Source organism: Nocardioides sp. Root151 (assembly GCF_001427925.1).
In the GTDB taxonomy this organism is placed as follows: Bacteria; Actinomycetota; Actinomycetes; order Propionibacteriales; family Nocardioidaceae; genus Nocardioides.
This window is the reverse complement of sequence record NZ_LMGG01000004.1, coordinates 89,586-115,892: the sequence shown is the minus strand read 5'-3', so window position 1 is coordinate 115,892 and position 26,307 is coordinate 89,586. Positions and strand designations below refer to the sequence as shown.

Below are 26,307 nucleotides of genomic sequence, written 5' to 3'. Positions count from 1 at the left end.
AACGGGGCTACCGCCACGCCCACACCCGACCCCACCGCCGTCCTCACCGCCCGCCTGGCCCTTGCTGCCCTGACCCAGGCATGGTTTCGAGACGGCGGCCGCCTCCCCAACCACCGACCTAGGCCTGGTTTCGAGACGGTCCCCCTAGCGGGACCTCCTCAACCATCGGGGAAGACCCTCGCTCAGCGCGCAGCCACCAGCGGACCCTCCGTGGTGGCTGACGGCTCCCGATCTTCGACCGGACGACCATCAGCCACCATCGAAGCCATCGCACGCGCCAACCTGGTTTCGAGACGGCGCTGGCGCGCCTCCTCAACCACCGAGGGTGGTGCGCCTCCTCCCTCGCCGGGTGGGTGCGGAGCAGGCGATTCCTCAACCACCGAGATTGCCCCGCGGCCGGCACATGGTGGCCGGTGAGCTGGTCGTTCAGCAGTAACTGAGGGGTCCTCACGATCCTCAGACCAGCGCTGGGCCACCTCTGAAGGGGCACGCGAGGCGGAAGGCCTGCTCGACCAGGGGACCTGCCGTCACCACTCGTAGCCGGGATCGGAGTCGTAGTCGTAGTCCTCGAAGTCCTGGGACTTCTTGCGGTCGACCCGGCCCTTGTCGTTGCGCTTCTCGAGCTTCTCCTTCTGCTTCTTCAGCTTCTCCTGCTTCTTCTTTTCCTTCTTGTCGTCCTTCTTCGGCGGAGGCGGGTTCTCCTGCTGCTTCTGCTTCTCCTGCTCGATCTTCTGGCGCAGCCGCTCGTCGACCGCCTTGGCGTCGTCGGTCCGCTCCCCCGCATCCGTGGGACAGTCGGCCTCGGCCAACGCGTCGCGACCGGTCTGCCACGACTTCAGCGCAGCCTCGCCGTCCGGCTTCTCCGCGGCGGTGTCGCCCAGCACCTCGTGGACCAGTGCGATGTTGATCCGGACCGTGCATTCCTTGTCGTCCGGGACGTCCTTCAATGCGTCGTCGTACTTCTCCAACGCGCCGTCGTAGTCCTCGTCGCGCTGCTTGGCGGCGCCCTCGTTGAACGGCGAGATCCAAGCCTCCATCACGTTCAGCGACGCGTTGTCGCCGAATGCCTTGGCGGCCTTGGAGAACTTGTCCTTGTCGTACGCCGACTGCCCGTCGGCCTGGGCCGAGAGCATCATGCCGACCTTGGTGACGAACAGCAGGGCCGCCAGCAACGGCACAATGCCCAACAGGAACAGGCGATTCCGCCATCTACGGCGGGCGGGGTTCGTGCTCACAGCTGCTTCAACTCCCGTCGGGCCGCGTGGAAGCCTCGCCAGGCGAGGGCCAGTTCGATCAGGGCAAGGACGAACAGCCCGAGGGCGAACATCCAGTAGACCTCGTTCTTCGTCGCGAACTCGTCGTCCTCGTTGCTGAACGACTGGTCGACGTCGTCGGCCCACTTGTCGAGGCCGCCGACCGCCTCGCGGTGCTGGTACGTCGCGCCCATCTCGCCGGCGATCTTGGTCAGGTTGGGCTCGTCGAGCTTGGACAGCGCGTCCTGCTGGGTCGCGTCGTCGTAGATGTAGGAGTCGATGTCGGCCTCCGGGTCGACGGGCATCTTGCCGCCGGACTCGGTGCCGTAGCCGAGCACGATGCCGCCGTCGACCAGGTCGTCGATGTCGTCGAAGGACCGCTGCTCCGCGCCGTCGCGGGTGTTCTCCCCGTCGGTGGCAAAGACGACCAGTCGCTTGCGCTCAGGGTGGCGCTTCTTCGCGCCGGCCAACGACTCCGTCATCACCTCGAGCGGCATGTCGACCAGGGAGCCCTCGCCGTCGAAGGCACCCTCGACGGTCATCACCTCGGCCGCGGCCAGGAACGCCTGCGAGTCACTCGAGTACGGCAGCTCCGTGCGCACGAAGGCGCCGAACGTCACGAGGGAGAAACGGGCGCCCGGGAACTCCTCGGTCAGCTCCTTCAGGTCCGCCTGCACGCCGTTCAGCCGCGGCTCGCTGCCGTTCCAGTCGAGCGCCGACATGCTCGTCGTACGGTCGACCACGACCAGGATCTCGAGGTCGGAGGTCTTCGCCTTCGCCGGCACGGTGCCGTAGCCCGGGCGGACGAGAATTCCGACCAGCGCCGCGACCATCAGGATCCGGAGCAGCCACGCCGTGCGTTCGAGCGGTCGGCGTACGACGAAGAACAGGCACAGGGCGACCAGCACGACCGCGCCGACGGCGATCAGCCATCCGGGCGCGAAGGGGCGGTAGGTCAGCTCGAGGGCGATCATGCCCGCCTCCTGATGCCGGCCAGCACGACCAGGAGCACGCCGGCCGACACCAGTCCCGTGCCGAGCGCGGGCTCGTCGATGACGGTCACCCGGGCAGGTTCCTTGCTGCGCGCAGCCTCGAGTTCGTTGATGCCCTCTGCGATGGAGTTGGTCGAGCCGTCGCTGCCCATCACCGAGAACGTGCCTCCGGTGTTCTCCACCGCAGACGTGAAGCCCTCGACGGCGCCCGGCAGGACCGACATCTCTCGAGTGCCGAGCCCGTAGACGACGACGTCGTGCTCGGCCGCGTAGTCGGAGGCCTCGGGCAGCGTGAAGATCGGCTTGCCCTGCGGGTCGTTGTCGGAGGCCAGCACGATCGCCCGGCCGCGTTCCTCGTCGGGTCGGTCGAACCGGTCGACGCACGAGACGAGCCCGTCGCTGATCAGCGATCCGCTGTTGCCGTTGCCGACCAGGGTGCCCGCGACGTAGTCGTAGTCGTAGCTGGCGAACTTGTCGGCCGCCGTCTCGAGCTGCTCGAGCACGAAGTCGTAGTCGTCGGTCAGCGGGAAGACCGTCACCGAGGCGTTGTGCCAGATGGTCAGGCCGATCCGCTCGCCGTCGAGGCCCTCGCTGATCTTGGCGAACTCACGGGCCAGCTCCTCGTCGTACTCGGTCATCGAGCCCGACACGTCGAGGCAGAGCATGATGTCGCGGTTGCTCACGTCGGGCTGGTGGCTGTCGGTCGAGGTCAGCCGCGAGCTCAGCAGGATCGTGCCACCGAGCAGGAACAGCACGGCCACCACGCGGGCCAGCATCTCGAACTCCCTGCGCCGCGCCAGCACCCGGAACCGCGGGATGCGGCGCAGTCGTGCGGCATGCGCCACGAGCACGGCGTTGCGTGGCGTACGGCGGAACGGGGTCGGGAACAGCCAGACCACCAGCCACGCCAGCACGATCACCGTGAGGGTGATCGCCAGCCAGGTCCACTTCAGTTCCATGACGACACCAACCCACGGGCTCGGTTCAGGGTCGTGCCGAAGGGCTCGACGGCGGTCGAGTCAGGAGCGAACTCGGGTGGATAGATCAAGGCGATCGTCTCGGCCAGGTGCGGCACACCGGCGGCCCGCAGGTCGGCCAGCGCCATCGTGTGCGCGGGCATGCCGGACACGGCCGAGACGAAGTCCCTGATCACCGAGCTGAGCTGCTGGTAGCCGACCCGCTCGGCCAGCTGTCCGGCGTACACCTGGTGACCGATGCGGTCCAGCTCGCCCATCGCGCGGGTCCGGGCGGTGGGCACGTCGCCGGGCTTCAGCGGCTTGGGGCCGCCCGCGTGCGACCAGAGCAGCACGCCCAGGTAGAACAACGCGACCAGGGCGAGCGCCCCGATCGCGAACCAGAGCCACTGCGACGAGTAGTCGACCGGGCCCGAGAACTCATCGGCGTCCGGCATGGCGGTGCCTCTCGAGCAGCTTGAGGACGGCCCGGATCGCGCTGGCGTCGTCGTGCACGGTCTCGTGGACGATGTTGAGCGCGTCGAGCTCGCGACGCATGTTGGTGGCCTGCCCGGTCAGCAGTGCGGCGTACTCGCGGCGCAGGGCCTCGTCGTAGCGCGCCCATTCGGGCACCACGTGGCCGGAGTCGATGTCGACGACATTGCCGTTGCTGTGGATCGTGGTCGGGTCGAGGTCGCCGATCGAGACGAACAGCAGCTCGTGCTGCACCGTGAGCCGGCGCAGGACCGCACTGAGCTCGGGATCGATCGTGTACTCGTCGGAGATGACGACCAGGATCGTGCGCCGCCGCACGGTGCGTGCGACGTACTTCAGCACGGCCGTCAGGTCGGCCGGCGGACCGGTCGGCAGCGTGTTGTCGTGGATCGCGCCCAGCCGCCGCTCGAGGTTCAGCTCACCGCTGGCAGGCGGCATCTGGTGCTGCTCGACGGAGTCTCCCCAGGCCAGGGACACCCGGTCACCGTGGCGGACGGCGAGGTAGCCGACCACCCCGGCCACCATGACCGCGAGGTCGCGCTTGGGCACGTCGAGGTCGTTCATCGCGGCCATGCTGCGGCCGGTCGAGGCGACCATCAGGATGGTGTGCTTGCGGGCTGCGGCATAGCGCTTGATCAGCAGGGCACGGCTGCGCGCCGAGGCCTTCCAGTCGATGTCCTTCACGTCGTCGCCGCGCACGTATTCGCGCAGGTCGTTGAAGTCCATGCTGCGACCGGTGTGCATCGAGGCGTACTCACCCTCGAGCAGGCCACGCACCTTGCGGTGGGCATGGATCGACATGCGGGCCTTGACCCGGGTCAGATGGGCAGTCATCACACGCGCCGATCAGGGTGACGGGACGGCCGCGAAGACGGAGTCGATGACCATCTCCGGCCGCACGCGCTCGGCCAGCGCCTCGAAGTTGAGGTGGATGCGGTGCCGGAGGATCGAGTGGCGCAGGTGGCGGACGTCCTCGGGGATCACGTGGTTGCGACCGGCGAGCACGGCCAGCGCGCGGGCCACCTGGTAGAACGCGATCGTGCCTCGCGGGCTGGCGCCGATCTCGACGAACCGACCCTGCTCGGGGCCGAGCACCTTCTCGGTCTCGCGCGTGGCGTGCACCAGCGCGACGATGTAGCGCTTGATCACCGGGTCGACGTACACCCGCTCGACGAGGCGCTGCAGGTAGCCGACCTGTTCCGGGGTGACCACGGACGCGACGGTGCTGCCGGTGCCGAGGGCGCCGCTGTCGTAGCGGTCGAGGACCTCGAGCTCCTCGGTGTCGGAGGGGTATTCCACGACCTCCTTGAGCAGGAACCGGTCCATCTGGGCCTGCGGGAGGACGTAGGTGCCCTCCTCCTCGATCGGGTTCTGCGTGGCCAGCACCATGAACGGTGTCGGTAGCGGGTGGATGACGCCGGCGATCGAGGTCTGCCGCTCCTGCATCGCCTCCAGCATCGCGGACTGGGTCTTGGCGCTGGCACGGTTGATCTCGTCGAGCAGCACGAAGTTGGCGTGCACCGGGCCGAGCTGGGTCTCGAACTCGTGGTTGCGCGGGTCGTAGACCTGGGTGCCGATGATGTCGCTGGGCAGCAGGTCGGGGGTGCACTGGATGCGGGCGAAGTCGGCACGGATCGCCTTGGCCAGGGTCGAGGCGGCCAGCGTCTTGGCCAGCCCCGGAACGCTCTCGAGCAGGATGTGCCCTTCGGCCATCATCGCCACGAGCAGCGAGGTGCGCAGCTGCTCCTGGCCGACGATGCGCTTGGAGAACGCCCCGGAGATCTCATCGAGGATCCCCTTGGCCTTGTGCAGCTCGACCGGTTCGATCGTGCGGGGGCGTGCCGACATGCGTGATCCTCTTCCCTGCGCTGACGTTGTTGCCGCCGCCAGCATGCCACCGGGAAGATCGACTCAAACGCGCTCCACTGATGCGGTTGGGACTCAGCCGACCAGCGACTTCGCCGGTACGCCGACCGCGGGCTGGCGCACCAGGGTGCCGAGCGTCCGCACGTCCCATCCGGCGGCCAGCCAGGGCTCCGGGTCGAGGGTGTTGCGGGCGTCGATGAGCACGCTCCCCCGGGCCGCCTGGCGCAGCCGGGCCGGGTCGAGGTCGCGGAACTCCGCCCAGTCGGTCAGGTGCAGCACGACGTCGGCCTTGCGGCAGGCGGCCACCGCGTTGGCGGCGTACCGCAGCTCCGGGGCCACCGAACGTGCGGGCACGGCCGCCTGCGGGTCGTAGACCGTCACCCACGCACCGGCCTGGTGGAGCCGGCGGGCCACGTCGAGGGCGGGCGAGTCGCGGACATCGTCGGAGAGCGGCTTGAACGAGGCACCCAGCACGGCCACCCGGCCGAAGGCCCGGCCGTCCACGTTCCGCAGCACCGAGAGCGCCTCGTCGACCACGCGGTCGCGGCGCCGGCCGTTGATCGCCTCGACCCCGTGAAGGAACTCCACGGACCGGCCCGACCCCAGCTCCTCGGCGCGGGCCACCAGGGCACGCACGTCCTTCGGCAGGCAGCCTCCGCCGTAGCCGAGCCCGGCACCGAGGAACTTGCGACCGATGCGGTCGTCGTGGCCGAGCGCATCGGCCAGTGACGTGACGTCCGCACCGGTCAGCTCACACAGCTCCGCCATCGCGTTGATGAAGGAGATCTTCGTGGCCAGGAAAGCGTTCGCCGACACCTTCACCAGCTCGGCGGTCGGCAGGTTGCTCACCACCACGGGCGAGCCCTCCGCGATCGCGGCGGCATAGACCTTGCGCAGTGCCCACTCGGCACCGGGCGCGTTGATGCCGAAGACCAGCCGGTTGGGGTGCAGTGTGTCGTGCACGGCGTGGCCCTCGCGGAGGAACTCCGGGTTCCAGGCCAGCTCCACGTCCTTCGCCCCGAGGGCCTCGATGCGATCGAGCAGCGCCTCGGCGGTGCCCACCGGCACGGTCGACTTGCCGACGATCAACGCCGGCCGCTCGAGGGCCGGGACCAGTCCGTCGACCACGGCGTGCAGGTAGCTCAGGTCGGCCGCACCGTTGGCGCCCTGTGGTGTGCCGACGCAGACGAAGTGGATGTCGGCGAACCGGGCAGCCTCCTCGAGAGAGGTCGTGAAGCGCAGGCGCCCGGACGCGACGTGCTTGCTGAGGAGCTCCGGAAGTCCGGGCTCGAAGAAGGGGACCTGGCCGGTGGCGAGGGCGCGGACCTTGGCGGCGTCGGTGTCGACACCGATCACCTCGAAGCCGAGCTCGGCCATGCCTGCGGCGTGGGTGGCCCCGAGATAGCCGGTGCCGATGACGGAGATGCGTGTGCTCACGGTGTCCTCCTCAACAGTTCTGCTTCAACTGGCCACGCCGAGTCGGCGTGTGCCCTGACTGGCTGGATTGCTGGTCTTGGTCCCGCGGAGCCCGGTCTCCCTGATGACCTCGCGGTAGTGCCCGACGAGTGCTTCGTTGACCGCCCACCAGGAGCGCCCCTCGACGCTGCGTCGTGCGGTCGACTGCATGCGCCGACGCAGCATCGGGTCCTCGACCAGCCGCTCGACGTACGACCTGAGGTCGGCGCCGTTGCCGGGCTCGTAGAGGAACCCTGCGCCGTCGGCGACCACGTCGATCGGCCCACCGGAACGCGGCGCCACGACGGGGACGCCGGAGGCCAGCGCCTCCTGCGCCGCCTGGCAGTAGGTCTCGTGACGACCGGTGTGCACGAAGACGTCGAGCGAGGCGTACGCCGAGGCAAGCTCCTCGCCGTGCAGGAGTCCCAAGAAGCTGGCGTCTGGCAGCAGTCGCCGGAGGTTCTGCTCCTCCGGCCCGCCGCCGACGATGACCAGCCTGATCCCCTCGATGTCCAGCAGGTGGGTGAGTAGGTCGAGCTCCTTCTCGGGGGCCAGCCGGCCGATGTAGCCGACCAGCAGGTCGTCGCCGATCCGCTGCCGCAGCTGCGCCGATCGCCGTCGCGGGTCGAAGAGCTCGAGGTCGACGCCGCGCGGCCACAGGGCCAGCCCGGGCACACCCATCAGCTCGAGCTGGCGCAGGCTGGCACTCGACGGCGCCAGCGTGCGGCCCACCCCGACGTGGATCTTGCGGGTCAGCGCGGTCATCGCTCGCGCTCCGCCCGGCACGTCGTACTGCGCGGCGAAGCCGACCAGGTCGGTCTGGTAGATCGCCACGGAGGGGATCCCGAGGTCGTCGGCGGCGCGTGCCGCCTGGTAGCCGAGCGTGGCCGGCGACGCGATGTGCACGACGTCGGGGCGGAACCGCTCCATCGCGTGGCGGAGCCGGCGACGTGACTCGAGGCCGATCCGGAACTCCTTGTAGAACGGCAACCTGGCCCCCCGCACCCGGGTCACCGGGAAGCCGGCGTACGTCGCCGGGCCGGTCGGTGCGATCAGCTCGGCGTCATGTCCCTGCGCGGCGAGGTGCTCGAGCACGCGACGTACGGAGTTGGTGACCCCGTTGATCTGGGGCAGGAACGACTCCGCCACGACGAGCACGCGGAGGCGGCCTGTCGTGGCGGGGAGTTCGTGAAGGTTGGTCACTACCGGTGGGTCGGCAGGCCTGCGTCGGTGGCGCATCGTGTCCCCTTCGAATCGGGTGCAACCTCTGATTCGAAGGTAGGGACGACGCCGGAACGGACACGGAGTTCGGGATGGACGACACGTGAACCCGTGCCCAACGTCGACCCGTCGTGAGTTGCCATCGACCCGTCGCCAGTTCTCCCCAGCGGGGCGAATTCACGACAGGTCGACCGAAACTGGCGACGGGTCGACTACTCCACGGCGGCGAGCTGGCCGCAGGCTCCGTCGATGTCGCTGCCGCGGGTGTCGCGCACGGTGGTGGGGATGCCCTTGGCCTCGAGGCGGCGCACGAACTCACGCTCGTCGGCGGGGTCTGAGGCGGTCCACTTGGAGCCGGGGGTCGGGTTCAGCGGGATCAGGTTGACGTGCACCCAGCCCCAGTCGCCGTACGAGTTGAGCACGTCGCCGAGGAGGTCGGCGCGCCACGCCTGGTCGTTGATGCCGCGCATCATGGCGTATTCGATCGAGACCCGACGCTTGGTGACGGCCGCGTAGTTCCACGCGGCCTCGACGGTCTCGGCGACCGAGAAGCGGGTGTTGATCGGCACCAGCTCGTTGCGGAGCTCGTCGTCGGGCGCATGGAGCGAGAGCGCCAGCGTGACCGGAATGCCCTCCTCGGCCAGCTGCTTCATGCGCGGCACGAGGCCGACCGTGGAGACGGTGATGTGGCGCGCGGACATGCCCAGCCCGGCGGGAGACGGATCGACGAAGCGGCGTACGGCGGCGATCATCGCCTTGTAGTTGGCCATCGGCTCGCCCATGCCCATGAAGACCACGTTGGAGACCCGACCGGGGCCACCGGCGACCTCGCCACGCTGGAGCGCGCGGGCACCGGCAACGACCTGCTCGACGATCTCGGCGGTCGACATGTTGCGCTGGAGGCCGCCCTGGCCGGTGGCACAGAACGGGCAGGCCATGCCACAGCCGGCCTGGCTGGAGACACACATGGTGACCCGGCCCGGATAACGCATCAGCACGGACTCGACCAGGGCGCCGTCGAAGAGCTTCCAGAGCGTCTTGACGGTGGCGCCCTTGTCCGCCTCGAGCGTGCGGAGCGGGGTCATCAGGCTCGGCAGCAGCGTCGAGACCAGTTCGTCGCGCTGCCCGGCCGGCAGGTCGGTCATCTCGGCGGGGTCGTCGACCAGCCGGGAGAAGTAGTGGTTGGAGAGCTGCTTGGCGCGGAAGCCGGGCAGACCGGCTTCGGTGAGCAGGTCCTTGCGGCCGGCCTCGTCGAGGTCGGCAAGGTGCCGCGGGGGCTTCTTGCGTCCGCGGGGTTCGTCGAAGACGAGGGGCAGGGTCTTGATCGGCTCACTCATGACCGACCCAGTGTCCCACCCAAGGTCACTTCACGGTGAATCCCAGACCCGAGTCACCCTTGGTGAGCGTCAGCCGGTCCGCCTCGACCGTGTAGCCCACGGTCCCGTTCAGCACCTTGGTGAACGCGGCCTCCACCTGCTGGCGCGCAGGATCCACACAGGCCATCTTCGTGGTCATCAGCGGCCCGACCCGGAGGGTCGCGGTGCCTACCTTCACCGATCCCCCGCCGGTGTTGCAGCCCGTGTCGACCTGGAGCGTGCCGTCACTGGTGAGGGTGAGACTCGCAGTCGTGCCCTGCGGCACCGAGCTCACCGTCTGGCCGTCGATCAGTGAGTCGAGCTTCCAGGTCGTGCCTGCCAGCGTGGTGTCCTCGACCTTCGGCGCTTCTTCGAGGACGAACGCGGCCTCGTCGGTGGTGAGGCGAAGCCCGTCTTCCGGCTCGACCTTGATCGACTTCACGAGCTGCTCGCTCAGCCAGGCCTCCTGCTCCATCCGCGGGCCACCGCAGCCCATCATCGTGCCGCCCAGTCCGTAGATCCTGAGGGTGCCGTCTGCGTACCGGTAGGTGCCGAACAGCCCGTTGCACCCGGTGGCCACGGTGACCCGTTCGTCGGTGAACTCGAAGGTGACCGTGGTGCCGGGCGCGAGGTCGCGGGGTTGTCCGTCCTGTTCCATCGCGGTGACCACCCAGGAGCCGCTGAGCGATGACTCACCGGACGACTGGCCGGGCGTTTGGCTGGGCGTTTGGCTGGGCGTTTGGCTGGCGGACTGGTCGGACGACTGGTCCACGCCCTCCGAGTCGTTCTCCGTGCCACACCCTGTGACGACCAGGAGCAGCCCCACCAACAACACCGTCAACCTGCTCATCGCGTCACCTTTTCGCCGTGTTTCCAAAACCCTCGCACCGGGCATGGATGGGACGGGTCGGACGCGCCGACGGTTCCGCTCTCGAAAGGCACACCATGCAGCTCCACGTACGTCGAGGCCTGGCGGCCACGCTCGTCTGCACCGCCCTGCTCGCCCATGCTGCCTGCGACGACTCGTCCGACGACGCCGGAACCTCCAGCTCGTCGGCCGCCTCCCCCGACGACGGCACCACCTCGACGGACCCGACCGAGTCGACGGACCCGACGGATCCGACCGGCACTCCACCCGACGGCCTCACCGAGCTGCCGCTCACCACCGACGCCCAGCAGCCGGGAACGGCACCGATGTGGGCCTTCCCCGTGGTGGTCAAGGGCTGGACGTTCACCACCCGCGACCAGAAGGGCGTCAACCAGCTCACCCGCAACGGCAGCGACGCCCTGTTCACGTCGTACCAGCTGAAGGAGGCCGGATCGAACTCCAGCGACGCGGCCGACTCCAAGGCCTGGTTGGTGAAGTACCACGCAGAGCTGTCCCAGAACTCCCAGATCTCGAAGGTCAGCACGCCGACGTACGGCACCGCACTGCTGCAGACCGACCACGGCACGGTCGAGTTCGTGAAGCAGGACCTGACCTACGTCACCGCCGCGGGCGTGACGTACCGATCGCGGTTCGTCGCCCGCTCACTCGGCACCTACCTGATCGCCGTGCAGTACGGCGCGCCCGAGGGCCAATGGAGCGAGTCGGAGTGGCAGAGGCTGATCAGCTCGGGCCTCAAGGTCGTCCTGGGCTGGTGACCCGGACGACGATGACGTCGGGCATGGCCAGTGCCGCCCAGCGTTCCAGGTCGGGCGCCTGACCCGAGAGTGCGGCGACGACCAGCGTCCACGCGGTGCCGTGCCCGACCAGCACGACGTCCTGGTCGTGGTGCACGTCCAGCACTCGGCGTACGGCGGGGACGACGCGGTCCCGGCAGGCGGCCAGCGGCTCCCACCCGTCGTACGCCGCCACGCCGGGGGCGTCGAAGGCCGCAGAAACCACCGCCTCGAAGTCGTCGATCCAGTCGGTGTTCTCACGCACGTGCTCGCGAAGCTCGTCGATGACGCCGACCTGGCCGTCGGTCAGCAGCTGCGCCGTCTCGGTCGCCTTCGGCTCGGGAGAGCTGAACCACGCCGCCCGCGCCGGCAACGCGTCGCGCAGGGCCCACACGGCATCGAAGCCCGTGGGGTCGAGCGACCACAGGTGAGCGGGTACGCCGGCCACCGGCAAGGGCCGCCCGTGACGGACCAGGAACAGGGTCATCGACCTCGCCGCCTCACGCCGGGTCCGAGAGCATGTTGGCCACCAGCGAGATGCCGCCGACGACCACCACGACCAGGATCGCGATGCCCAGCAAGGATCCGACGATGAACCTGACCGCATCGGCGCGTCGGCGCGGGAGCAGCAGGAAGGGTGCGGCAACCAGGATCGGCAGCCCCAACAGGGCCAGGAGCAGCGGATCGCTCCAGACGATGCCCAGGCGACCGCCGATCACGTAGCCCAGCAACACGATCACCGGCCCGCCGAGCGCACCGCCCTCGAGCGACATGGCGCGGCTGGCGTTGTCGCTCATCGGTCGACTAGTTGAAGACCAGGTAGTGCAGGAGCAGCCAGATCGGGGCGATGGTGGCCAGCAGGGAGTCGAGTCGGTCCATCAGGCCGCCGTGGCCGGGGATGATCTGCGACATGTCCTTGATGCCGAGGTCGCGCTTCATCACCGACTCGCACAGGTCGCCCAGAGTGGCCATCACGACTGCGATCGCGCCGAGGATCACGCCGACCCACCAGTCGCCCTCGAGCAGGTGGACGACCAGGGCGACGCCGGCGGCGACACACGCGATGAACGAGCCGGCGAAGCCCTCCCACGACTTCTTGGGAGAGATCACCGGGGCCATCGGGTGCTTGCCGAAGAGCACCCCGGCGACGTACCCGCCGATGTCGGAGGCGACCGTCATGAGGATGAACGTGAGGATCCCCTTGACCCCGTCGTCCCAACGCTCGAAGCCGGTGGCGCCGCCCTCGGCGAGCATGAGTGCCACGAACGAGCCGAGGAACGGCACGTAGATCAGCGTGAAGACGGACGCCGTGGCGTTCTTGACGTAGCCGTCGACGCCGCGGCGCAGCAGCCACAGCATGATCACCAGGGCGGAGACTGCCGTGGCCGTGACCAGCGCCGGGGCGCCCCAGAAGTAGGCGACGACGACCATCACGATGCCGCCCACCATCAGGGGTTGCTCGGGCAGGTCGATGTCGTGGGTGAGCAGCCCGCGCCGAAGCTCCCACACGGCCACCACGACAGCGACCGCGACGATGACCATGAACGCGGTCTTCCAGAACGCGAGCGACAGGGCGATGGCCCCCAGCAGCACGACCGCGGAGGCGATCGAGGCGGGGAGGTTTCGTCCGGCGCGGCCGTAGTCCTTCTTGGGCGCGGCGGGTGGCGTGGCAGCAGTCATCAGGGGGTGCTCAGACCTCGAGCAGCTCGGCTTCCTTGTTCTTGAGCATGTCGTCGATCGCGTCGGTGTGCTTCTTGGTGGAGGCGTCGAGCTTCTTCTCGGCACCGGTGACGTCGTCCTTGCCGACCTCCCCATCCTTCTCGAGCTTCTCCAGCGACTGCTTGGCCGTGCGGCGCACGTTGCGCACCGAGACCCGGCCGTCCTCGGCCTTCGCCTTGGCGATCTTGATGTACTCCTTGCGGCGCTCCTCGGTCAGCTCGGGGAAGACGCAGCGGAGCGTCTTGCCGTCGTTGGCCGGGTTGACGCCGAGGTCGGAGTCGCGGATCGACCGCTCGATGGCACCGATGGCGCTCATGTCGAAGGGTGCGATCAGGATCGTGCGGGCGTCCTGCGAGGTGAACGAGGCCAGCTGCTGCAGCGGCGTCGGCGTGCCGTAGTAGTCGGCGACCAGCTTGCTGAACATGCTGGGGTTCGCCCGGCCGGCGCGGATCGCTGCGAACTCCTCGCGGGTCGCCTCCACCGACTTGCCCATCTTCTGGTCGGCTTCTGACAGGACCTGGTTGATCACGGTTTCTCCTAGTTCGCTACGGATGTGGCTGGTGGTCGTCGTACGGCGGTCGGCACCGCTGGGTCAGCTGTCCGCGCTCACGAGCGTGCCAATCTTCTCACCCTGGACGACGCGAAGGATGTTGCCCTCGGGCTCCATCCCGAAGACCACCATCGGCAGTTTGTTCTCTCCACACAGCGCAAAGGCGGTCTGGTCCATGATGCGCAGGCCCCGGCTGATGGCGTCGGAGTAGGTCACGCTGTCGAGCTTCGTGGCAGTCGGGTCGACGTTCGGGTCGGCGGTGTAGACACCGTCGACGCCGTTCTTGGCGACCAGCACGACGTCGCACTTGCTCTCCAGCGCACGCTGCACGGCGACCGTGTCGGTGGAGAAGAACGGCATGCCCATGCCGGCGCCGAAGATGACCACGCGGCCCTTCTCCATGTGACGGATGGCGCGGCGCGGGATGTACGGCTCGGCGACCTGGCCCATGGTGATGGCGGTCTGCACGCGGGTGTCGATGCCTTCCTTCTCGAGGAAGTCCTGGAGCGCCAGGCAGTTCATCACGATGCCGAGCATGCCCATGTAGTCGGCGCGCACGCGGTCCATGCCACGCTGCTGGAGCTCCGCTCCCCGGAAGAAGTTGCCTCCACCGGTCACGACCGCGATCTGCGTTCCCGCACGCACGACGGCGGCGATCTCGGCCGCCACCTTCTGCACCACGTCGGGGTCGACACCGACCTGGCCACCACCGAAGACCTCACCGGAGAGCTTGAGCAGGACTCGCTTGTACGGCGTCACGGAGGCATTCCCTTCGAGGAGGTCGATCGTCGTCATGCAACCTACTTGAGTGTCGGTGTCCCGGTCGAACCCGACGGGCCGCTCCGAGACGAGGTTCCACGTGATCCGCAATGCATTCAGGGGCGGTACGACGCGTTCGTCGTACCGCCCCTGAACGGGTGGAGCTGTGTGGACCTGGGGTCAGGCGCCGACCTCGAAGCGGGCGAAGCGCTTCACGGTGGTGTTGGAAGCGTCGAGGACGGCCTTGACCGTCTTCTTGCTCTCGACGACCGACTCCTGCTCGAGCAGGACGATCTCCTTGAAGAAGCCGCCGATGCGGCCTTCGACGATCTTGGCGACGGCAGCCTCGGGCTTGCCCTCCTCGATCGTCTTCTTCTGCAGGACGTCGCGCTCGGCGGCGACGATGTCGGCCGGCACCTCGTCACGCGTGAGGTACTGCGCCTTGAGCGCGGCAACCTGCATCGCGGCAGCCTTGGCAGCGGCCTCGTCGCCTTCGTACTCGACCAGGACGCCCACGGCGGGCGGCAGGTCGGCGGCACGCTTGTGCAGGTAGACCGTGACCGGGCCGTCGAAGTAGGCGACGTTGCCGAGCTCGATCTTCTCGCCGATGGTGATGGCGAGGCTCTCGACGACCTCGCCGACGGTCTTGCCGTCCAGCTCGACCGCCTTGAGGGCCTCGGTGTCGGCGGCCTTGGCGGCGTCAGCAGCCTCGGCGATGCGCTGGGCGGTGGCGATGAACTCTTCGTTCTTGGCGACGAAGTCGGTCTCGCTCTTCAGCTCGACGAGGGCGCCACCGGAGCTGGCGACCAGGCCGGCGGAGGCCTCGCGCTCGGCGCCACGGGCAGCAGCCTTGGCGGCACCCTTGACCCGGAGCAGCTCGACGGCCTTGTCGAAGTCACCGTCGGCCTCGTCGAGCGCCTTCTTGCAGTCCATCATGCCGGCGCTGGTGAGCTCGCGGAGCCGCTTGACGTCGGCTGCGGAGAAGTTAGCCATGATCCTTCTTCCTCGAAGTTCAGATGTTTCACATGAGATTGAAACTGCGGCCGCGCCCGCGTTGGGCGCGGCCGCCGGTGAAGCGAATGCGTACGGCTCAGGCCTCGCGGCCCGGGTCGTCAGGCCTTGTCGTCGGCCTTCTCGTCTGCCTTGTGCTCGGCGTTGACGAAGCCAGCGGCCTCGGCAGCCTCAGCGGTCTTGAACCAGACCTCGGCGATGGTGCGGCCGTACCAGGGGCTCGTCGGCGCGTGGAACTTCATCGAGTCCTTGTTGCCCTTGATCTCGAAGCCCTCGGGAGCCGAGCCGTCCTCGTTGGCCGGAGCCGAGTCGGCACCGAACTCACCGGCGGGGACGTCGGCCAGCGGCTTGACCTCGGCGGGAGCCTCGACAGCGGCCTCGGCGGGAGCCTCGACAGCGGCCTCGGCGACGGCAGCGGCCGCGGGGGCCTCCGCAGCGGCACCGGTGGCCTCGGCGGCCGGGGTGTCGGTGGCGTCGCCACCGGTGGCCTCGGCGGCCGTCTTGGCGGCGTCACCCTCGAGGAGCTCGCGCTCCCACTCGGCCAGCGGCTCCTCGGCAGTGCCCTCGGACTTGCCACCGGAGCGGGCGATGAGGCCCTCGGCGACGGCGTCGGCGACCACGCGGGTCAGCAGGCCGACAGCGCGGATCGCGTCGTCGTTGCCCGGGATCGGGAAGTCGACCAGGTCGGGGTCGCAGTTGGAGTCGAGGATGCCGATGATCGGGATGCGCAGCTTGCGCGCCTCCTCGACAGCCAGGTGCTCCTTGTTCGTGTCGACGATCCACACGGCGGACGGCGTACGCGTCATCTCGCGGATGCCACCGAGGGTCTTGTCGAGCTTGGTGCGCTCCCGCTTCATCTGAAGCAGTTCCTTCTTGGTGCGGTTGGAGCCCGCGACGTCGTCGAAGTCGATCTCGTCGAGCTCCTTGAGGCGGTTGATCCGCTGGTGCACCGTCTGGAAGTTGGTGAGCATGCCGCCGAGCCAACGCTGGTTGACGTAGGGCATGCCGACGCGGGTCGCCTGCTCGGCGATGGCCTCCTGGGCCTGCTTCTTGGTGCCGACGAACATCACGACGCCGCCCTTGGCGACCGTCTCCTTGATGAAGGCGTACGAGCGGTCGATGTAGGCCAGCGACTGCTGCAGGTCGATGATGTAGATGCCGTTGCGCTCGGTCATGATGAAGCGCTTCATCTTCGGGTTCCAGCGACGGGTCTGGTGTCCGAAGTGGACGCCGCTCTCGAGGAGCTGGCGCATGGTGACGACTGCCATGTTTCTACTTTCTGATGGTGTGGCCTGCGCACCGTTGGTGCCTGCCTTGCTCCCGGCCGGTGATCGGCGTCGGAGAGGCGGGCCAGCGTGCGGACCAGCGTTGTTTTCAGTTCCACAGCCGACGGGTGCCGACTGCCCTGACGCCGCGCGGCGAACCAATCCGGCCGGGGCCGGAACTGAGGTACGTCGCCCACGGGTGGTCGTACCCCGGGAGGTACGTCGTGGTCTGCGAGCGTGCGAAGTCAATCCACGGATGGATTGCGGTGACCAGACTAGTTGATGAGGGCCGAACCCCACCAATCGCCGACCCGTCGTGAGTTCGCCCGGACTCGGCCCCCTCTCGACCGGTTTCCACGCACATGCGATCCGGCGCCTCACTTCTCCACAGGTCGCGTCCTCTGACGCTCGGCGAACCGGGCTGACGGGCATCCTGATCGACATGCGAATCCGACTCCTCTTCCTCCCCCTGCTGCTGACCCCCCAGCTGCTGGGACTCGGTGTGGGCACCGGGTCCGCTGTGGCGGGTGACGACCCCCAAGGGGTCTGGCCACTCGCTCCTCGCCCCGCCGTCGTGACCGGATTCGACCCCCCGGACACGCGGTGGGGACGAGGCCATCGTGGCGTCGACCTCGCCGGCTCTCCGGGGCAGGTCGTGCGCTCCGCGCTCCCCGGCTCCGTGTCGTTCACCGGCGTGATCGCCGGCCGCTCGGTCGTCGTGGTGTCCCACGGCGACACCCGCACGACGTACGAACCCGTGGTGGCCACGGCTCCCGTCGGCACCGCCGTCGAGGCCGGCACGCCGATCGGCCGCCTCGAGGCACGCGGTTCGCACTGCCTGCCCTCGGCCTGCCTGCACTGGGGCTGGATCCGCAACGTCGACGACGTCTACCTCGACCCACTCGACCTCGTCGGCTCGCAGCGGGTGCGGCTGCTGCCGTTCGACGGGCTCGCGGTACCGCTCCTCTCCGGTATCCCGGGCCGTGGCTCGATCGACCACCGCGCCCCGACGTCGGGCGGCATCCTCGGGTTGCTCGGCCAAGCCTGAGTTGCCCGTCAGGCCCTCGGGTGGGCCTGTGCATACGCCGCCCGCAGGCGCTCGCTGGTCACGTGCGTGTAGATCTGCGTGGTCGCCATCGACGAGTGACCGAGCAGCTCCTGGACCGTGCGCAGGTCGGCTCCGCCCTCGAGCAGGTGGGTGGCCGCCGTGTGCCGCAGCCCGTGCGGCCCGATGTCGGGAGCGCCCGGCACCTCGCGGATCCGTTTGTGCACCAGGGTGCGCACCGCACGCTGGTCGATCCGCTTGCCCCGCGCACCGAGGAACAGTGCCGGTCCTGCACCCTCAACACGTAGGTGCGGTCGCCCGTGGTCCAGCCATCGTTTGAGCGCCCTGGACGCGGGACCACCGAACGGCACCATGCGCTCCTTGCGACCCTTGCCGAGCACACGGGCGACGTTGCGATCGAAGTCGAGGTCGTCGACGTCGAGGCCGCACAGCTCCCCCACCCGCATGCCGGTGGCGTACATCAGCTCCAGCATCGCCACGTCGCGGATGCCGACCGGGCTGCCGTCATCGGCGAGCGCGGCCGCCTGCTCGACGAGCTCACGGGCTTCGTCTGCCCGGAGCACGTCCGGCAGCGGCCGATGCGCCTTCGGCGAGGCGAGCAGCTTCCCGGCATCGGTGAGCGAGCGTCCGGTCCGCGCGAGCCAGGCCGTGAAGACCCGGGCTGCGGTTGCCCGCCTGGCGATCGTGGTGCGTGACTTCCCGACGGTCTGCTGCTTGGCCAGCCAGCTGCGCAGGCTTCTGAGATCAAGACTTGAGGCGTCATCGTGGCCGAGTCGATGGGCGTGGTCGAGCATGGACGAGACGTCGCCCATGTAGGCACGCACGGTGTGCGGCGTCAGGTCGCGTTCAGAGACGAGATGGCGCTCGTAGTCGGCCAAGACCCGCATCATCGCCTCGGGCAGGACCTCGTTCGCGGCCTCGTCTGGCTCGGGCGCCGGCTCTTCCGGCCGCCCGGCTCGATCCGGCTCGCCGCCTTGGTCCTCCACATCGCCGAGCATAGGTGCGCAGTGGCCCCACATTGCGCAGGCGCGAAGCAAGCCGGAAGCGTCGAACGCCCGCCTGTGGAGAACAGTTCAGCGTTCACGGGCGGCCTCCGTGAGCGTCCATCCGCCCAGACCGCGGGAGACCAGTCCTCCGGACTCGAGCTTGCACAAGGCCCTGGCCACGTCGACCAGCGCGATACCCGCCGTGCGCGCGATGGAGGCCGCGCCGGCCGGGGTGACGACCGGGACCGCCTCGAGCACCTGGGCCTCCCGGGAGCGCAGCCTGTCGCGGCGCCGCTCGGGGCCTCGTGGCTCCTCGAAGAGGTACTCCCCTGCGGGCTTCACCAGCTCGAGCACCTCCGAGCCCTGGGTGACCAGCTCGGCGGCCCCGGTGCGGATGAGCTGGTGGGCTCCCTGGGACTGCGCACTGGTCACCGGGCCGGGCACCGCCATCAAGGGCCGGTTCAGCCGGGTTGCCCAGTTGGCCGTGTTCAACGCGCCCGAGCGCACGGCTGCCTCCACGACGACAGTGCCCCGGGTCAGTCCCGCGATCAGGCGGTTCCTGGCCAGGAACCTCGACCGCATCGGCGAGCATCCGGGCGCCAGCTCGGAGACGACGGCACCGTGCTCGGCGAGATAGTCGATCAGGCTCGCATGGGCGGCCGGGTAGGCGCGGTCGACACCGCAGGCGAGCACCGCGACGGTGCGACCGCCAGCGGACAACGCCCCACGGTGCGCCGCCTGGTCGATACCGAACGCAGCACCGGAGACCACGCACGTGCCGGTGGCGGCAACCTCGGCGGAGATGCCGCCGGCCATCTCGGCGCCGTACGTCGTGGCGCTGCGTGAGCCGACCACGCCGACCGAGTCGGCGATCTCGTCGAGCCGCAACGGCCCCTTCACCCAGAGGCCGAGCGGCGCACCCGTGCGGTCCTGAACCACCTCGCACGAGCCCAGGTCGTCGACCTGGACCGGCCACTCGTCGTCACCGGGCACGACGTATCTGATGCCGAGTCGCCGGGCCCGCTCGAGGTCGCCCACCGGATCGAGGTCGGCAAGTCGCACCGCGAGATCACTCAGCAGTCCGTCGGGACCGCGGTCGTTCATCAGCGCGTCGTGCAACGTGGCAGGGCCCATCTCGTCGACGAGGTGGCGGATGCGGACGTCTCCCGGTTCGGCCAGCTGGCCCAGGGCGATGCGCGCCAACCGCTCGTCATGCGCGGCGGTCATCCGGCCGCTCGTCCGGACAGGGCGGACAGGGCCAGTGGCTGGCCGGTGCGCAGTGCCAGGGCGGTCTCCACCTCGGGGAGTCCGGGTTGCTCGACCCCGGCCAGGTCCGCGACCGTCCAGGCCAGGCGATGCACCCGGGTGCCACCGCGTCGGGTGATCTCTCCCCCATAGATCGCCTCGTCGAGTCGGGTGGCTGCCTCGTCGGTCAACGGCCAGCGATCGCGGAGCACGGGGCCCGGAGCCTGTCCGTTGATGCGCCAGGAGAGTCCGGCGTACCGCTCGGTCTGGACGCGCCGCGCCGCGGTGACCCGCGCGCGGATCGAAGAGGAGCTCTCCGGCCTGTTCAGCGGGTCGCGGCCGGCCGACTTCGGAACCGGCCTGACGTGACGCGTGATGTCGATGCGGTCCATCACCGGGCCCTCGAGCTTGAGCCGGTAGTCACGCCGGACGACCTCCTTGCACTTGCACGAGTCGCTCACCGGGTCGGACGAGTAGTTGCCGCACCGGCACGGGTTGCAGGCCAGCACGAACATGCCCCGGGCGGGGTACGTCGCGGTCTCCTCGCCGCGCGCGATGGTCACCTCGCCCGACTCGAGTGGCTGGCGGAGCGCCTCGATGATGTCGTTGTTGAACAAGGGGAACTCGTCGAGGAAGAGCACGCCGTGGTGGGCGCGGCTGATCTCACCGGGACGCACCCGACCGGTGCCGCCGCCGAGCAGGCTGACCCTGGAGGCCGAGTGGTGTGGCGCGAAGAACGGCCGCTTGGTGATCAGCCCCTGGCCGCCGTCGAGCACTCCGGAGAGCGACAGGATCGCGGTCAGCTCGAGGGCCTCGTCGAGCGCGAGGTCGGGAAGGATGCCGGGGATGCGCTCGGCGAGCGAGGTCTTTCCGGCGCCCTTCGGACCGGTCAGCATCAGGTGGTGCCCGCCGGCCGCGGCCACCTCCATCGCGTAGCGGGCGTCGTCCATGCCGATGATGTCGGCCATGTCGACCTCGTCGAGGCGGTGGTCGCCCTGCCAGGTGAGCAGGTTGCCGGAGGTGTTGCAGTCGACCGACGGAGCGTCGGGCACCTCCAGCCCGCGCAGCTCGGCGATGACCTGGGCCAGGGAGCGGAACCCGAACACGGACATGCCGGGCACCAGTGCCGCCTCCGCGGACTGTGGCTCGGGCACGAACACCCGACGGAAGCCGCGGGCCGAGGCGGCCATGGTCATCGCAAGCACACCGGGCACCGTGCGCAGCCGTCCGTCGAGGGTGAGCTCACCGATCATCACCGTGCCCTCGAGCGCGTCGCGCAGGGTGTTCTTCGGGTCGGCGGCAGCGAGCACGCCCACCGCGATCGCGAGGTCGAAGTGGGTGCCGCGCTTGGGCAGGTCGGCGGGCGACAGCAGGATGGTCACCCGTCTCGTGGCCGGCCAGTCGAAGCCGCTGTTGGAGATCGCGGTGCGGCAGCGGTCGCGGGCCTCGTTGATCGAGGCGTCCGGGCGACCGACCAAGCTGGTCACCACCACGCCTTGGGAGACGTCGACCTGGACGTCGATGAGGTGACCGATGGCCCCCTCGAGGGCGACGCAGTGGGCGGTGGCGACGGCCATCAGCAGACCCCCGCCACGTGCTCGACGGTCGGGGCACCGGCGTGCGGCGCGACGATGCCGACCAGGTCGAAGCGCACGTCGACCGCGTGGACCCCGTTGGCGGCCATCCACGCCGAGGCGAGGCGGCGCATCCGGGCGAACTTCGTCGTGGTGACGGCCTCCATCGGCGACCCGTGCGAGACCGACCGGCGGGTCTTCACCTCGCAGAAGACCAGCTCGGCGCCGTCGCGCAGCACCAGGTCGATCTCACCGTCGGGGCATCGCCAGTTGTGGTCGACCAGGATCATCCCGCGGTCGACCAGATGCCTGGCCGCGATCGCCTCGCCGTACGCACCGAGTGCCTGCTGTCGTGCTGCCCGTGAACCCATGTCGTTGACCTCCTGCGCCAAGACTGGCGGCAGCGGACGACGGCGCCGTACGGCGAGGGCTCAGCCTGTGGAGATCGTGGACGCGAACCTGCACGTGCACGAAAAGCGGGCCGGAAGCCAGCCAGGGCTTGGCGATCAGGGCCTGACGATCAGGGCTTGGGCGGCTCGAAGTCGGAAGCGGCCAGCTCTTCGACGTTCACGTCCTTGAAGGTCAGCACCTTGACGTTCTTGGCGAACCGCGCGGGGCGGTACATGTCCCACACCCACGCGTCGCTCATCGACACCTCGAAGAACACGTCGCCCGACTCCGTGCGCGCCTTCACGTCGACCGCGTTGCAGAGGTAGAAGCGCCGGTCGGTCTCGACGACGTACTTGAAGATGGAGACGACGTCGCGGTACTCGCGATAGAGGTTGAGCTCCATCTCGGTCTCGTACTTCTCGAGATCCTCGGCACTCATGAGCACTCCTCGTGGTTCGGCGGCTGCGGCGAGTCTAGGTGCTGGTTTCGAGACGGTCTCAGAGCGACCTCCTCAACCAGCGGCGTGGCGTCCTCGACCTCGGCGATGGCTGACGCGATCTCCGCAGCCGAGGCGCCGACCCCGGGCAGGTTCCACGAACGCCGGTGGTGCGCGGTCGGGCCGAGCCGAGCCAGGGCCTCGAGGTGGTCGGGGGCGGAGTAGCCCTTGTTCTCCTGCCAGCAGTACGCCGGGTAGCGCGCACCGAGCTCGACCATCTGGGCGTCACGGGCGGTCTTGGCCAGGATGCTCGCGGCCGCCACGGCCGCACAGCGCAGGTCGGCCTTGATCGCCGTCGTCACCGGAGGTACGACGACCGCGGTCGGCACCTCACCGAAGAGCCCGGGCTGCACCGGCGGCGTCAGGTAGTCGTGGTTGCCGTCCAGGAGCACCAGGTCGGGTTCGACGGAGAGCCCGGCCAGCGCCCGGTGTCCGGCCATCCGCAGCGCGACCATGATGCCGAACTCGTCGATCTCGTCGGGACTGGCATGGCCCACGCTGTAGGAGACCGCCCAGCGCTGGATCTTCGGGACGAGGCGCTCACGCACCTTCGCGCTGAGCAGCTTGCTGTCCCGCACGCCCTGGGGCGCCGTACGGGTGGCCTCGGTGATCACCACCATGCCGATGGTCACCGGGCCGCAGAGGGCTCCACGGCCGACCTCGTCGGCGGCCGCGAGGTAGGTGCGGCCCTCGCGCAGGAGACTGCGTTCGAGCCGCAACGTCGGTCGGTGTGAGGCGCCCACTGCAGTCACTTCGGGTCGGGGACGTCCTCGAAGACCGCGGGACGCTTGATCCGGTGGAACCTGTCCTTGGGCCACACGAGGGCGAAGACCTTGCCGACGACGTCCTCGACGCGGACCAGGCCGCGGGTCGGCGGGCACTGCTCACGCTTCGGGTTCGCGCACATGTGGGCCGTGGAGTCGCGCGAGTTGCCGCGGTTGTCGCCCATCATCAGCAGGTAGCCGTCGGGGATGGTGACGTCGAGCTTGCAGTTGACCGGGCTCTGGGGCGCGGCGCACTCGGCGTCGCCCTTGACGTAGGCGCTCTCGTCCATCGGGTGACCGTTGATCGACAGACGCTGCTGCTTGTCGCAACACACCACGTGGTCGCCGCCGACCGCGATCACCCGCTTCACCAGGTGTCCCCCGGTCGGGTAGAGACCGACCTTGGCCATCGCCTTCGCGACGAGGTTCGTCGGGCCTTCGGAGTCCTCGGGTCCGAGCCAGCCACCCGGGTCCTTGAAGACCACCACGTCACCGCGCTGCGGCGTACCGTCGCCCCAGTAGGAGACCTTCTGCACGAGGATGCGGTCGTTGACCTTGAGCCCCGGTTCCATCGACTCCGACGGAATGTAGAAGGCCTGCACGAAGAAGGCCTTGATGATGATCGCCAGCACCAGCGCGACCCCCACCAGCAGGATTGTCTCCTGCCAGACCGGCAGCTGCTTGCGCTTCTTCTTGCCCTTGGGGGCGGTTGCGGGTGCGGTCGTCTCCGACAACGGGTTCTCCTCGTCAGGGTCCGGGGCGCTGTCGGAATGCGAAGACCGCGACGCCTGACCCTTGTCGTTTTCGGAACCAGTGGTTCCGTCCTCTTCGGGGAGGGCGTCGCGGTCTTCAGAAGTCACGCGACAGAGCCTAACCGTGCTGCGGTCAGGCCGAGTGCTCAGGCCTCGCGGCGCTCCTTGATCTTGGCAGCCTTGCCGCGCAGGTTGCGCAGGTAGTAGAGCTTGGCGCGACGGACGTCACCGCGGGTCACGATCTCGATGGACTCGAAGATCGGGGAGTTCAGCGGGAAGGTGCGCTCGACGCCGACGCCGAAGGAGACCTTGCGGACCGTGAAGGTGCGGCCGATGCCGGAGCCCTGCACGCGGATCACGACGCCCTGGAACACCTGGACGCGCGAGCGGCTGCCTTCGATGACCTTCACGTGCACCTTGATGTTGTCACCGGCGCGGAAGGCCGGGACGTCGGAGCGCAGGTTGGCCTTGGCAAGTTCGTCAATGACGTTGGTCATGTCTATCTCCTCGCGAGTGCCACAGGTCAGCCGCGGACAGTGCTGAAATTCTTCAGCGGTGATCGATCGGGTCGGACCAGTGCGATGGCCGGCGGCGCCGATTCCCCCTGTGGCAGGAGATCTGGCGCGGACTCCCCGCGCTCACCCATCACGGGAGACTCGGAGCAGTCCTTCGGCCGACTGGGCCAAGAGAGAAGTTTGCCACAGACTCGCGCGGGTCAGAAAATCCGGACTTGCTCTGGCCGGCGCTTGGTGAGTACGACGACCCCGGGGTGGCCGTCGAGCTCTCCGCGCAGCCGGTAGCCGGCCTTCTTGTACATCCGCAGGTTCTCGGCGCTCCCGGCGCCGGTGAAGAGCGCGTACGACGTGGCACCCTCGGGCGCCAGCCCCTCGACGTACGACAGGAGCCAGCGACCCAGTCCGCGACCCTGGAGGTCGGGGGCCACCATCAGCCGGCCGACGTCCCATGCCGAGCCGTCGAGCCGTCCGCGGCCGGAGGCGATCAAGCGGCCCTCCGCACGCACGACATGGGTCGTCCACCGGTCCAGGGAGGCCACGACGTCGTCGAGGCCCTCGCGCAGCGGCGGGATGTCGAGTGCGGCGTTGGCCTGCGCCTCCTGCACCCAGCAGGCCTTCTGGAGCGTGAGGATCTCGCCCGCGTCGCCACGGGTCGCGGGTCGCACCTCGAGGTCGGCAAGATCCCCCGCGTCGATCGTCTGGGAGGCGTGGAGCAGGTCGGGGCGGCGCTCGGCGGTGCGGCGTACGGCCTGCTCGTGGCGCCACGCGGCGATCTTGCCGTGGTCGCCCGACAGCAGCACGGGCGGGACGTCGAGGTCGCGCCAGGACGCCGGCTTGGTGAAGACCGGGTATTCCAGCAGTCCGTCCTCGTGGGACTCCTCGGCCAGCGACTCCGGGTTGCCCATGAAGCCCGGGATGAGGCGCACGACGGCCTCGGTGATCGCCAGCGCGGCCACCTCTCCCCCGTTGAGCACGTAGTCGCCGATGGAGATCTCGCGGACGTCGGCGCGGGTGCGGGCGTGGTCGATCACCCGCTGGTCGATGCCCTCGTAGCGCCCGCAGGCGAAGACGAGTCGTTCGTGGCCGGCCAGCTCGGCGGCCATCGCCTGGGTGAACGGCGCACCACTCGGGGTGGTGAAGACGACCGTCGCGCCGTCGATGTCGAGCGCGTCGAACGCCGCGCCCCACGGCTCGGGCTTCATCACCATGCCGGCACCGCCGCCGTAGGGGGTGTCGTCGGTGGTGTGGTGCTTGTCGGTGGTCCACTGCCGCAGGTCGTGGACGTGCAGCTCGAGCAGCCCCTTGGCCCGCGCCTTACCCGGCAGCGAGAGCTCCAGGGGGGCCAGGTAGTCGGGAAAGATCGTGAGGACGTCGATCTGCATCAGTCGTCGTCCAGGGGCGTGACCAGGCCCGGGCGGTCGGCCACCACCACGCGCCTGCCGGCCAGGTCGACCTCGGGCACCAACGCCTTCACGAACGGGACGAGGGTGTCGCGGCGGTCCGGGGTACGGATCTGGAGGAGGTCCTGGGCGCCCCCGTGGACCAGGCCGGTGACCGTGCCCAGCACCTCACCCTCGAGGTTGTGCGCCTCGAGTCCGACCAGCTGATGGTCGTAGAACTCGTCGGGGTCGTCGGGCGTGGCGTCCACGGGGATGGTGGCGTGGAGGACCAGTCCGCGCACGGTCTCGGCAGTGTTGCGGTCGGAGACCTCGTCGAGGCCGAGCAGCAGCACACCCTGGTGCCAGCGCGACGACCTCACCGTCACCGCGCGCACCCGGCTGGCCGACCCCTTGGGCGGCTCGGCGCGCAACGTCGTACCGACGGCGAAGCGTCGTTCCGGCTCGTCGGTGCGTACGTCGATCGTCACCTCGCCGCGAATGCCGTGCGGCTTGCCGATGCGACCCACCACGAGCTCGATCTCTTCCACGCGGAGAACCTTAACGTCGGAAATGGCGACCGGGCG

General features: G+C 69.1%; 29 protein-coding genes and 1 pseudogene. 2 read left to right on the top strand and 28 right to left on the bottom strand.

Going from position 1 to position 26,307, the window contains the following annotated elements:
- Positions 1 to 527: 527 nt before the first annotated feature.
- The 10 genes from ASD66_RS09050 to ASD66_RS09005 form a co-directional block, all read right to left on the bottom strand.
- Positions 528 to 1,235: a hypothetical protein gene (locus ASD66_RS09050; RefSeq protein ID WP_156388614.1), complete on the bottom strand. Its 708-nt coding sequence runs from the start codon at positions 1,233 to 1,235 to the stop codon at positions 528 to 530.
- Entirely contained in the window at positions 1,232 to 2,227 is a 996-nt protein-coding gene (locus ASD66_RS09045) for a vWA domain-containing protein (protein ID WP_056890748.1), read from the bottom strand. Before ASD66_RS09045 ends, ASD66_RS09050 begins: the two co-directional genes overlap by 4 nt.
- Positions 2,224 to 3,204 (bottom strand): VWA domain-containing protein, encoded by a 981-nt coding sequence (locus tag ASD66_RS09040; RefSeq protein WP_056890747.1) that lies wholly within the window; start codon positions 3,202 to 3,204, stop codon positions 2,224 to 2,226. The genes ASD66_RS09045 and ASD66_RS09040 overlap by 4 nt, the downstream gene beginning before the upstream one ends.
- Positions 3,195 to 3,656, bottom strand: a complete 462-nt coding sequence (locus tag ASD66_RS09035; protein WP_056676380.1) for a hypothetical protein — start codon at positions 3,654 to 3,656, stop codon at positions 3,195 to 3,197. Before ASD66_RS09035 ends, ASD66_RS09040 begins: the two co-directional genes overlap by 10 nt.
- Positions 3,640 to 4,527, bottom strand: coding sequence for a DUF58 domain-containing protein (locus ASD66_RS25620; RefSeq protein WP_056890746.1), 888 nt, complete (start codon positions 4,525 to 4,527; stop codon positions 3,640 to 3,642). The genes ASD66_RS09035 and ASD66_RS25620 overlap by 17 nt, the downstream gene beginning before the upstream one ends.
- A 12-nt stretch (positions 4,528 to 4,539) precedes the next feature.
- Entirely contained in the window at positions 4,540 to 5,541 is a 1,002-nt protein-coding gene (locus ASD66_RS09025; RefSeq protein ID WP_056676375.1) for an AAA family ATPase, read from the bottom strand.
- 93 nt (positions 5,542 to 5,634) lie between these two features.
- Entirely contained in the window at positions 5,635 to 6,996 is a 1,362-nt protein-coding gene (locus ASD66_RS09020; RefSeq protein ID WP_056676372.1) for a UDP-glucose dehydrogenase family protein, read from the bottom strand.
- 24 nt (positions 6,997 to 7,020) lie between these two features.
- Positions 7,021 to 8,217 carry a glycosyltransferase family 4 protein gene (locus ASD66_RS09015; protein ID WP_235530021.1) on the bottom strand — a complete coding sequence of 399 codons (1,197 nt, stop codon included), beginning with the start codon at positions 8,215 to 8,217 and terminating at the stop codon, positions 7,021 to 7,023.
- 230 nt (positions 8,218 to 8,447) lie between these two features.
- Entirely contained in the window at positions 8,448 to 9,572 is a 1,125-nt protein-coding gene (gene rlmN / locus ASD66_RS09010) for a 23S rRNA (adenine(2503)-C(2))-methyltransferase RlmN (protein ID WP_056676367.1), read from the bottom strand.
- Positions 9,573 to 9,597: 25 nt separating this feature from the next.
- Positions 9,598 to 10,440: an META domain-containing protein gene (locus ASD66_RS09005; protein WP_162254258.1), complete on the bottom strand. Its 843-nt coding sequence runs from the start codon at positions 10,438 to 10,440 to the stop codon at positions 9,598 to 9,600.
- A gap of 95 nt (positions 10,441 to 10,535) precedes the next feature.
- Here ASD66_RS09005 and ASD66_RS09000 point away from each other — a divergent pair, with 95 nt between their 5' ends.
- Positions 10,536 to 11,234, top strand: coding sequence for a hypothetical protein (locus tag ASD66_RS09000; protein WP_056890743.1), 699 nt, complete (start codon positions 10,536 to 10,538; stop codon positions 11,232 to 11,234).
- On the opposite strand, the gene ASD66_RS08995 is transcribed toward ASD66_RS09000, so the two are convergent.
- From ASD66_RS08995 to rpsB, 7 genes are all read right to left on the bottom strand, one after another.
- Positions 11,212 to 11,739, bottom strand: a complete 528-nt coding sequence (locus tag ASD66_RS08995) for a histidine phosphatase family protein (RefSeq protein WP_056890742.1) — start codon at positions 11,737 to 11,739, stop codon at positions 11,212 to 11,214. The two genes, ASD66_RS09000 and ASD66_RS08995, sit on opposite strands and share 23 nt — an antisense overlap.
- 13 nt (positions 11,740 to 11,752) lie before the next feature.
- Entirely contained in the window at positions 11,753 to 12,049 is a 297-nt protein-coding gene (locus tag ASD66_RS08990) for a hypothetical protein (protein WP_056890741.1), read from the bottom strand.
- A 7-nt stretch (positions 12,050 to 12,056) separates the two neighbouring features.
- A complete protein-coding gene (locus tag ASD66_RS08985) occupies positions 12,057 to 12,932 on the bottom strand; it encodes a phosphatidate cytidylyltransferase (RefSeq protein WP_056676352.1) in 876 nt (291 codons plus the stop codon).
- 10 nt (positions 12,933 to 12,942) lie between these two features.
- Positions 12,943 to 13,497, bottom strand: a complete 555-nt coding sequence (gene frr / locus ASD66_RS08980; protein ID WP_200950049.1) for a ribosome recycling factor — start codon at positions 13,495 to 13,497, stop codon at positions 12,943 to 12,945.
- Positions 13,498 to 13,563: 66 nt separating this feature from the next.
- On the bottom strand, positions 13,564 to 14,316 hold the full coding sequence (gene pyrH / locus ASD66_RS08975) for a UMP kinase (RefSeq protein ID WP_056679138.1): 753 nt from the start codon (positions 14,314 to 14,316) through the stop codon (positions 13,564 to 13,566).
- Positions 14,317 to 14,460: 144 nt separating this feature from the next.
- Positions 14,461 to 15,273 (bottom strand): translation elongation factor Ts, encoded by an 813-nt coding sequence (tsf, locus tag ASD66_RS08970; protein WP_056676346.1) that lies wholly within the window; start codon positions 15,271 to 15,273, stop codon positions 14,461 to 14,463.
- Between the two features lie 119 nt (positions 15,274 to 15,392).
- Entirely contained in the window at positions 15,393 to 16,559 is a 1,167-nt protein-coding gene (rpsB, locus tag ASD66_RS08965) for a 30S ribosomal protein S2 (RefSeq protein ID WP_082599419.1), read from the bottom strand.
- 439 nt (positions 16,560 to 16,998) lie between these two features.
- On the opposite strand from rpsB, the gene ASD66_RS08960 reads away from it, so the two are divergent.
- Positions 16,999 to 17,604, top strand: a complete 606-nt coding sequence (locus ASD66_RS08960) for a peptidoglycan DD-metalloendopeptidase family protein (RefSeq protein ID WP_082599515.1) — start codon at positions 16,999 to 17,001, stop codon at positions 17,602 to 17,604.
- Positions 17,605 to 17,612: 8 nt separating this feature from the next.
- On the opposite strand, the gene ASD66_RS08955 is transcribed toward ASD66_RS08960, so the two are convergent.
- The 11 genes and pseudogenes from ASD66_RS08955 to rimM form a co-directional block, all read right to left on the bottom strand.
- On the bottom strand, positions 17,613 to 18,512 hold the full coding sequence (locus ASD66_RS08955) for a tyrosine recombinase XerC (RefSeq protein WP_056679135.1): 900 nt from the start codon (positions 18,510 to 18,512) through the stop codon (positions 17,613 to 17,615).
- Positions 18,513 to 18,695: 183 nt separating this feature from the next.
- Positions 18,696 to 19,835, bottom strand: coding sequence for a DNA-processing protein DprA (gene dprA, locus ASD66_RS08950; RefSeq protein ID WP_056890740.1), 1,140 nt, complete (start codon positions 19,833 to 19,835; stop codon positions 18,696 to 18,698).
- Positions 19,832 to 21,430, bottom strand: a complete 1,599-nt coding sequence (locus ASD66_RS08945) for a YifB family Mg chelatase-like AAA ATPase (protein ID WP_056676338.1) — start codon at positions 21,428 to 21,430, stop codon at positions 19,832 to 19,834. The genes dprA and ASD66_RS08945 overlap by 4 nt, the downstream gene beginning before the upstream one ends.
- The gene (locus ASD66_RS08940; protein ID WP_056676331.1) at positions 21,430 to 21,798 is read right to left on the bottom strand and encodes a YraN family protein; all 369 of its coding nucleotides are present in this window, start codon (positions 21,796 to 21,798) and stop codon (positions 21,430 to 21,432) included. Before ASD66_RS08940 ends, ASD66_RS08945 begins: the two co-directional genes overlap by 1 nt.
- Positions 21,799 to 21,947: 149 nt before the next feature.
- The gene (locus tag ASD66_RS08935; RefSeq protein WP_056676328.1) at positions 21,948 to 22,256 is read right to left on the bottom strand and encodes a DUF2469 domain-containing protein; all 309 of its coding nucleotides are present in this window, start codon (positions 22,254 to 22,256) and stop codon (positions 21,948 to 21,950) included.
- A complete protein-coding gene (locus tag ASD66_RS08930) occupies positions 22,253 to 23,065 on the bottom strand; it encodes a ribonuclease HII (protein WP_235530020.1) in 813 nt (270 codons plus the stop codon). The genes ASD66_RS08935 and ASD66_RS08930 overlap by 4 nt, the downstream gene beginning before the upstream one ends.
- On the bottom strand, positions 23,062 to 23,937 hold the full coding sequence (gene lepB, locus ASD66_RS08925) for a signal peptidase I (RefSeq protein ID WP_082563500.1): 876 nt from the start codon (positions 23,935 to 23,937) through the stop codon (positions 23,062 to 23,064). Before lepB ends, ASD66_RS08930 begins: the two co-directional genes overlap by 4 nt.
- A gap of 38 nt (positions 23,938 to 23,975) precedes the next feature.
- The gene (gene rplS / locus ASD66_RS08920; protein WP_056676326.1) at positions 23,976 to 24,326 is read right to left on the bottom strand and encodes a 50S ribosomal protein L19; all 351 of its coding nucleotides are present in this window, start codon (positions 24,324 to 24,326) and stop codon (positions 23,976 to 23,978) included.
- A 218-nt stretch (positions 24,327 to 24,544) separates the two neighbouring features.
- Complete coding sequence (locus ASD66_RS25200; protein ID WP_327152719.1) at positions 24,545 to 24,883, bottom strand: GNAT family N-acetyltransferase; 339 nt, start codon at positions 24,881 to 24,883, stop codon at positions 24,545 to 24,547.
- Between the two features lie 171 nt (positions 24,884 to 25,054).
- Positions 25,055 to 25,726 (bottom strand): annotated as a pseudogene (gene trmD, locus ASD66_RS25195) (tRNA (guanosine(37)-N1)-methyltransferase TrmD); the annotation flags it as partial.
- The gene (gene rimM / locus ASD66_RS08910) at positions 25,726 to 26,271 is read right to left on the bottom strand and encodes a ribosome maturation factor RimM (RefSeq protein WP_235530019.1); all 546 of its coding nucleotides are present in this window, start codon (positions 26,269 to 26,271) and stop codon (positions 25,726 to 25,728) included. The pseudogene trmD and the gene rimM, both read right to left, overlap by 1 nt.
- Positions 26,272 to 26,307: the final 36 nt, after the last annotated feature.